The following is a 7257-nucleotide window of genomic DNA, read 5'->3' as shown; positions in this document are numbered from 1 at the left end:
CCGACGGAGACACTGCGGCGGGCGGCGCTGCCGGGGTGGCTGCACTTCTACAATCACCATCGACCCCACAGCTCAACCGGCGGCAAGCCGCCGGTCACCCGGCTGACCAACCTCCCCGGACATCACACCTAGTTGCGGATGAAGGTGTGCGAGGTGTCCCGGTTGCCGACGTTGAGGGCTTGCCCGACGCTCAGCTGGTAGTGGCCACCGTTGAAGTAGAGGAAGATGGTGTGGCCGGTGGTGTTGTTCTTCACCGACAGGGCGTTGTTCCGGATGCACTCACCCTGGCCGAGCCCCGGGCCCTTGAACTCGTAGCAGGTCGGCTGCGAGGTCCCGTAGTCGCTGACCGAGCCGTTGAAGTCCGACACCGAGCCGGTCTGGTTGTACCCGTACCACAAGCAGAACTCGCCCAGCTCACATTTCCCGTTGCGGGGCGTCGCCGCCGAAGCGGTGCCGGTCACCGCCATCGCCAGTGCGGCAGCCGCGCCGACGGCCAACGACGTCCGGACGACGTTCTTCCCGATGGTTCCCACGTGGACTCCTTCTCCCGTGCGCCGGTGCCCGCGGTCCGGGCACCCGCACCGTCACGTTCCACGCCGGTGGGCCGTTGAGGCCCGGCCGGCCGGTTCACCCGTTCGGCCGCGCCGCCGGTTTCCTCGATAGCGAACGGATAGCACGGCTGCGCAACGATCTTCTCGTCGATTCCCGCTGATGAGAGGAGTGATCATGGCTCGCATGATCAACGCCCTGGGTGACCGGCTGCTGGGGCTGTTCCTGCGCGAGGTGAAGGCCGGCGCTTGCATCCCCGAGCACGGTCAGGTCTGCAAGACGCTGCACTACGACTGCTACGGCAACTGCAAGTAATCGCGGCGTCCTCGCCTTTCCCGCCGCGGTCCTCCCGCGGCGGGAAAGCCCCGCCCTAGGAGGTGCACCGATGCTCGGCGCCCAGTTCGTGCTCGCCGCCCGGGTCCTGATCGGGCTGGTGTTCGCGGTCGCGGCCGTCGGCAAGCTCGCCGGACGGGCGCGGCTGACCGATTTCGCCGATTCGCTGGCGCCGCTCGGCCGGTCGCCCGTCGGCTGGCTGCCGGTCGCCGCCGGGACCGCCGTGGCCGAGCTGGCCGCGGCCGTGCTCGCCGGGTTCCCCGGCACCTCCCGGGCCGGGCTCGGACTGGCGACGGCGATCCTGCTCGTCTTCTGCGCCGCGATCGCCCGGTCGATGCGGCTGGGCCGGCGCGTCACCTGCAACTGCTTCGGCCGCTCCGGGTCGGTTCTCGGCCGCGCCCACCTCGTCCGCAACGCGCTCCTCGCCGTGGTGGCCGCCGCGGCCGCCGTCGTCCCGGCGGGACCCGGTCTCGGCCTCGACACCGGCGCCGCCGCCGCGCTCGTCGGCGCGTTCGGCGCACTCGTCGCGATCAACTGGGACAGCCTGGCCGGCCTGGTCGGCCGGGCGGACACCGCCCATCGCTGAAAAGAGGTATCCCATGTCGTTTCTGGTGGCCGTGGTCGCGGTGCTGGCCGTGCTGACGGTGCTCAACCTCCTGCTGTCCTCGGCGATCATCCGGCTGCTGAACGAGCAGCGCCGGCCGGTGACCCCCGACCTGCCCGCCGTGGGCACCGAGATCGGGGCGTTCGAGGTGACCGACGCCGACGGCCGGACCGTCACCGACGGCGAGCTGGACGACGTGCTCGTCGCGTTCCTCTCCCCCACCTGCGGGCCGTGCCGGCGCATCGCGGACAAGCTCACCGAGCCGACCGTCGCGTTCGTGATCGACGGCGGTGACCGGGCCAAGGCCGTGGAGTACGCGGCCGGGCTGGGCCCGTCGGTGCGCGTCGCCTACGTCGGCGACCGCAGCCCGGCGTCGGCCGCGTTCAACGCGGGCGACGTCACCCCGACCCTGGTCCGCGTCCGGGACCGGCGGATCGCCGCCGCCGGCCACGACCTCGACGCCGTGCGCCTGCAGCCCGCCCGATGAACCTGCTCCGGGCGGCGGGTCCCGCGTTCGGCATCGCCTGGCGCGCATCGCGGGTGGCCACCGGCGGCTCGGTCGCGCTGGCGGTGCTGGCCGCGGCCGTGCCCGCGGTGTCGGCGTGGCTGGGGAAGCTGCTGTTCGACGAGCTGGCCGGCGGCCGGGACCGCGGCCTGATCGTGCTGCTGGCCCTCGGCTCGGCGGCCGGTCTCGCCGTCGCGGCCGCGATCACCGCCGTCGCCTCCTACTGCACCGCGATCGTGCGGGCCAAGTCGGCGATCGAGGCGGAGGACCGCCTGGTCGGCGCGGTCGGCGCGCTGCCCGGGTTGCGCCGCCTGGAGGACCCGGCGTTCCTCGACCGGGTCCGGCTGGCCGAGCAGGGCGCGCAGGAAGCGTCGCCCGCGGTGCTCGCCCTGACCGTCGAGTCGGTGCGCACGCTGATCGCCGTGCTCGGGTTCGGCGGTGCCGTCCTGCTCGTGTGGCCGCCGATGGCCGGGCTGCTCGCCGCGTCGCTGGCGGCCGCGGCGATCTCGCAGCTGACGTTGTCCCGCCTGCGCGCGCGGGAGGCCGAGGCGATGATGGCCACCCAGCGCCAGCGGTTCCTCTTCCGCTCGCTCTGCTCGGACATCAAGGCGGCCAAGGAGATCCGGCTCTTCGGCCTCGCGGACCTGTTCCGGTCGCGCATGGTGACCGCCGTGCGCGCGGCGACGGCCAGTGAATGCGCCATGCAGCGCCGGATCGCCGTCACCGGGGTCGCCGCCGCGGTCGTGTCGGCGGTGGTGGCCGGCATCGCCCTCGTGGTCGCCGCGACCGGCGCCGCGCGGGGGTCGCTGTCCATCGGCGACGTCACCCTCTTCACGGCGGCGGTGGCCGGCATCCAGTCCCCGGTGGGCGCGCTGCTGGGCCAGCTCGGGCGGGCCGGCGGCTCGCTCGGCTTGTTCCGGCACTACCTCGACGTCGTCGCGACCGAACCCGACCTCGCCCCCGGGACGGCCGCCGTGCCCGCGCTGACGACCGGCATCGAACTGCGGGACGTGTGGTTCCGCTACGACCCGGCCGGCCCGTGGGTGCTGCGCGGGGTCGACCTGGTGATCCCGGCCGGAGCCGCGGTCGGGCTGGTCGGGGTGAACGGCGCGGGCAAGTCGACGCTGGTGAAGCTGCTGTGCCGGTTCTACGACCCCGACCGCGGGCGGATCCTGTGGGACGGCGTGGACATCAGCACGTGCGACCCGGCCGCGTTGCGGGCCCGCATCGGTGCCACCTTCCAGGACTTCACCAGCTACGACCTGACCGCGGCCGACAACATCGGCATCGGCGACGTCACCCACCTCGGCGACCTCGGCCGCATCCGCGCCGCGGCCCGCCTCGCCGAGATCGACCCGGCGCTGTCGGCGTTGCCGCGCGGCTACGAAACCCTGCTGTCCCGGGCGTTCCTGGACGTCGACGACAAGTCCGGGGCGGCGCTGTCCGGCGGCCAGTGGCAGCGGGTGGCGCTGGCCCGGTCCCTCATGCGCGCCGACGCCGACCTGCTCATCCTCGACGAGCCCAGCTCCGGCATGGACGCCGACGCCGAGACCCGGACCCACGAGGCCCTGCGCATCCACCGAGCCGGCCGGACGAGCGTGCTGATCTCCCACCGCCTGTCCGCCCTGCGCGGCGCGGACCGGATCGTGGTGCTCGACGGCGGCCGGGTGATCGAGCAGGGCACCCACGACGACCTGCTCACCGCGGGCGGCGAGTACGCCCGGCTGTTTTCGCTGCAGGCCAAGGGATATGCGATGGCGGAGGCATGATGGCCGGGCTCGCGGCGGGTGTGGTGGTGCTCGTGGTCCTGCTGGTGGTGCTGCGCCGGCGGTACGTGGTGGCCCGGGTGTGGGGCCACAGCATGTCCCCCACGTTCCACGACGGCGAACGGGTGGTCGCAACCCGGCGGCGGGAGTACCGCGTCGGTGACGTGATCGTCTTCCGCCCCCGAGCCGCGGCCACCGATGTGGCGTGGCGCATCAAGAGGATCGCGGCGGTCGCCGGTGACCCGGTCCCGGCCTGGCTGAAGGCCGGCGACGCGATCGTCCCGGCCGGCCGCGTGGTGGTGGCCGGCGACAACACCGGCCACAGCGAGGATTCCCGCCAGCTCGGCTACATCGACCTCGAGAGTGTGGCCGGCGCCGTCCCTCACCGCCCGGCACCGGCCGGCAGCTGACGATCGATCACCGCCAGCACCTTCTCGACCTCGGCCCGCTCCGCCGGACTGTCGAACTGGTCCTGCAACCGCAAAGCCGCATCAGCCAGACGGCGAGCGGCCGTCCGGTCGCCGGTCGCCAGCTCGATCGAGGCCAACGCGAGCAGCGCGGCCGATTCGGCGTCCGGGCGGCGGATCCGGCGGGCCAGGACCAGCGCGCGGTCCGCGGCCTTCCGGGCGGCCGGCAGGTCGCCGTGGGCGCGGTGGGCGTCGGCTTCGGCGGTGAGGCACCACGTTCGGCCGATCGGGTCGCCGTTCCGCTCGGACAGGTCGCGGGCCTGTCCGGCCAGGCGGACCGCCGCCGCGCTGTCGCCGCAGGCCAGTGCCGTGCGCACGACGACCAGCCGCACCTGGGCGCGGGTCTTCCATTCGCCGGCCGCGTCGGCCAGGCGCAGGGCCTTCGCGCCGTGGATCCTCGCCGCGCCGAGGTCGCCGACGTGGTCGCGGTACAGCGCGGCCAGCGTGCTGTGGCAGCCCGACTCGCCCGCCCGGTTCCCGGACTTCCGGAAGCACCGGACCGCCTCGCGCAGGGCGGTGATCGCGCGGTGCCAGTCACCGCACCGCTCGTGGGCGTCGCCCAGCTTGGTGAGCACCTCCGCCCGCAGCGCGACGTCGGCCTCCCGCAGCGGCACCTCGTTCAGGATGGCGACGACGTCGGCGTACCGGCTGCGGTGCATCCGCGCGGTCGCCGTGACCAGCGCCGCGGTCACCCGCACCACCGGGTCGTCGCCGGCGACGTTCGTCAGCCGCGCGGCCGCCCGGGCGCCGTGGTCGTACAGGTCGAGCCGCACGAGCGGGGCCCGCAGCACCAGCAGCAGCGCCGCCGCGCGCCGGCGCAGGCCCCCGCGCACGGCCAGGTCGAACACGGCGAGCAGGACGTCGGCGTCCGCGCCGACCCACGGCAGCGGTTCCGTCACCACGTGCCGCACCACGTCCCGGCCGAGCGGCGCGGCGGTCTCGGCGACCAGCGCGTACCCCGCCGGCGAGCCGAGGATGCCCTCGTGGGCGTGCCGGGTCAGCTGGACCGCCCACCCGGCCAGCCGCTCCAGGGCCCCCGGCGCAAGCGACGGGCCGACCGAGCGGCAGTAGGCCCGCACGAGGTCGTGCATCCGGTAGCGCGGCACGCCGTCGCGCCCCGGCCCGGCCTGCTCGAGCAGGTTCATCGCGCACAGGTGGGCCAGCACCTCGCCGGTGCGGGCGAGCGGCACGCCGAGCACGGGCGCGAGCGGCCAGCCGGTGAACGTCGGCGCCCCGATCGCCGCCAGCGCCAGCATCGCGGCCCGCGCGTCCCGGTCCAGCAGCCGGAAACTCGTGTCGAGGCTGTCCCGCACGCTGCGCTGCCCGGCCACCAGCTCTCGCATCCGCCTCGACTCGTCGGACAGCCGCGCGGCCAGCTCGGCCACGCTGAGCTTCGGGTACGCGGCGAGCTGCGCCCCGGCGATCCGCAACGCGAGCGGCACGCCCCCGCACGCCTCGAGCACCGTGGCGACCGTGCCTTCGCCGACGCCTTCGGCGAGCCGGTCCGCGCCCGCCGCGTTCGCCAGCACGGTCTCGGCCGAGCGGTCCGGCAGCGGCGCGAGCGGCACCCGCACCGACGGCTCGACCTCCGGCAGGACGTACCTGCTGGTCACGATCGTGGCGCAGCCCGGATCGGCGGCCAGGAGCGGCTCCAGCTGCCGGGCGGTGGCGGCGTTGTCCAGCACGACGAGCACCCGCTTGCCCGCGGTCCGGCTGCGGAACTCGGCCGTGCGCTCCTCGAGCGTGGCCGGCATCGACCGGGCCGCCACCCCCAGCGCACGGAGGAAACCGGCGAGGACCTCGTGTGGGGCCGCCGGCCGGGCGTCGGCGCCGCGCAGGTCGGCGTAGAGCTGCCCGTCGGGGTAGGCGTGCACCGCCGCCGCGCCGGCGTGCACGGCCAGCGCCGTCTTGCCGATCCCGGGCATCCCGGTGATCAGCACCAGCGGTGGCGCCCCGGTCCGGCGCGCCACGGCGGCCCGGATCGCGGCCGATTCGGCGTCCCGCCCGGCGAACCCGGCGGTCCGCGGCGGCAGCTGGGCAGGCACCACGGCGGCCGACGGCGACGTCCCGGCGGTGAGGATTTCGGCTTCCAGGGCGAGCAGCTCCGGGGACGGATCGATGCCCAGCTCGTCCCGCAGCACGCGCCGGGCGTCCCGGAACGCGGCCAGCGCGTCGGCCCGCCGCCCGGCGCGGTGCAGCGCGAGCATCCGCCGGTGGTGCAGGCCCTCGCGCAGCGGGTGGGCCTGCACCAGCGCGGTCAGCTCGGGCAGCAGCCGCGCGGCCCGCCCGCAGGCGATCTCGGCGTCGATCCACTCCTCCGCCAGGCCGATCCGCAGCTCGTCCAGCCGGGGCAGTTCCGCGCCGGCCAGGTGCGCGGTCACCCCGCCCAGCGGCGTCCCGGACCACCGGTCGAGCGCCGACCGCAGCAGGCCGGCCGTGTCCGCGGGGTCCCCGGCCGCCCGGGCCGCGGCGAGCAGCCGCCGCACCTCGTCGACGTCGGCGAGGCAGTCCAGCAGGTACCCGCTCGGCACGGTGACCAGGGCCTCGGCGGCGCCGGCCCGGTCGAGCGCGGCCCGGAGCTTGGACACCTGGATGTGCACCTGCGTCCGCGCGGTGGCCGGCGGCCGCTCACCCCACAGGGCGTCGATCAGCCGCTCCACCGAAACCGGCTGCCGGCACGCCAGCGCCAGCACGGCGAGGACGGTACGCCCCAAACGGCCCTTGATCGGCACCGGTGTCCCCTGGACCTGTGCGCCGACGGGACCGAGGACAGTGGCTTCCAGCAATCGCCTGCCCTTCGAGATCGGGTAGCACGATGCGGGCCGCGCGCGACGGAGACGCCACGCGGCCGACGGTCGGCACCCGGAAAGTTCAACCCCAGTAACGAAAGTGCCGGCTCGTCACGTCCCGCCTTCCCCAGCCGGGTGACGCACTCTCGCTGCGCGGGACGTTGCCAGCGGCCCGCGAGCACCGTCAACCGCCGCCCGGACGTTTCGTGCTGCCTCGAAACGGGACGCGCTTCCCCAAAGGGAC

At 74.9% G+C, this 7257-nt stretch carries 8 protein-coding genes; 6 read left to right on the top strand and 2 right to left on the bottom strand.

Annotated features, from left to right (window positions below; translation table 11 throughout):
• The coding region (locus tag H5965_RS22400; protein WP_310972039.1) for an integrase core domain-containing protein at positions 1–132 on the top strand (132 nt) is incomplete at its 5' end.
• On the opposite strand, the gene H5965_RS22395 is transcribed toward H5965_RS22400, so the two are convergent.
• Positions 129–533 (bottom strand): peptidase inhibitor family I36 protein, encoded by a 405-nt coding sequence (locus tag H5965_RS22395; RefSeq protein ID WP_310972000.1) that lies wholly within the window; start codon positions 531–533, stop codon positions 129–131. The genes H5965_RS22400 and H5965_RS22395 overlap by 4 nt on opposite strands.
• A 193-nt stretch (positions 534–726) precedes the next feature.
• Here H5965_RS22395 and H5965_RS22390 point away from each other — a divergent pair, with 193 nt between their 5' ends.
• From H5965_RS22390 to H5965_RS22370, 5 genes are all read left to right on the top strand, one after another.
• Positions 727–864: a hypothetical protein gene (locus H5965_RS22390; RefSeq protein WP_191308504.1), complete on the top strand. Its 138-nt coding sequence runs from the start codon at positions 727–729 to the stop codon at positions 862–864.
• A gap of 70 nt (positions 865–934) precedes the next feature.
• The gene (locus H5965_RS22385) at positions 935–1468 is read left to right on the top strand and encodes a MauE/DoxX family redox-associated membrane protein (protein ID WP_310971998.1); all 534 of its coding nucleotides are present in this window, start codon (positions 935–937) and stop codon (positions 1466–1468) included.
• 13 nt (positions 1469–1481) lie between these two features.
• Complete coding sequence (locus H5965_RS22380) at positions 1482–1973, top strand: hypothetical protein (protein WP_310971997.1); 492 nt, start codon at positions 1482–1484, stop codon at positions 1971–1973.
• Positions 1970–3760: an ABC transporter ATP-binding protein gene (locus H5965_RS22375; protein WP_310971996.1), complete on the top strand. Its 1791-nt coding sequence runs from the start codon at positions 1970–1972 to the stop codon at positions 3758–3760. Before H5965_RS22380 ends, H5965_RS22375 begins: the two co-directional genes overlap by 4 nt.
• Complete coding sequence (locus H5965_RS22370; protein WP_310971995.1) at positions 3760–4167, top strand: S26 family signal peptidase; 408 nt, start codon at positions 3760–3762, stop codon at positions 4165–4167. Before H5965_RS22375 ends, H5965_RS22370 begins: the two co-directional genes overlap by 1 nt.
• Here the strand turns inward: H5965_RS22370 and H5965_RS22365 are convergent.
• Positions 4140–6917 (bottom strand): BTAD domain-containing putative transcriptional regulator, encoded by a 2778-nt coding sequence (locus tag H5965_RS22365; RefSeq protein ID WP_310971994.1) that lies wholly within the window; start codon positions 6915–6917, stop codon positions 4140–4142. The genes H5965_RS22370 and H5965_RS22365 overlap by 28 nt on opposite strands.
• Between the last annotated feature and the right edge of the window lie 340 nt (positions 6918–7257).

This window comes from Amycolatopsis sp. 505, from assembly GCF_031625235.1.
In the GTDB taxonomy this organism is placed as follows: Bacteria; Actinomycetota; Actinomycetes; order Mycobacteriales; family Pseudonocardiaceae; genus Amycolatopsis.
The sequence above is the reverse complement of the archived record's forward strand: the minus strand, read 5'-3'. Positions and strand labels throughout refer to the sequence as shown.